Annotated in this window: 1 protein-coding gene; it reads right to left on the reverse strand. The window is 36.6% G+C overall.

Translation table 11 applies throughout. The features are described 5' to 3' along the window. Positions 1-224, reverse strand: a 224-nt coding sequence (locus ACFQ13_RS11650; RefSeq protein WP_386117516.1) for a hypothetical protein, incomplete at both ends; no start/stop codon positions are given.

Genomic DNA, 224 nt, shown 5'->3' on the forward strand with positions numbered 1-224 from the left:
GTTGGTGACTGTAAAACTGTAGGTGATTGTTTCTCCTAAGTTTGCATAACCATCACTATTTTCATCATTAAAAACTCCCGTTTTTATCACTGCTATACCTGATTCTAATGGCAAGATGAGATCGGTAATATCATCTTCTAAAACGGTATCATCATCTGAAAGGTCTTCTAGCGTTGAACCATCTATTGAACTTGTTCCAGTTACCACAGCTTGATTACTTACGA

Source organism: Winogradskyella rapida, from assembly GCF_042675845.1.
GTDB classification, from domain to species: Bacteria; Bacteroidota; Bacteroidia; order Flavobacteriales; family Flavobacteriaceae; genus Winogradskyella; species Winogradskyella rapida.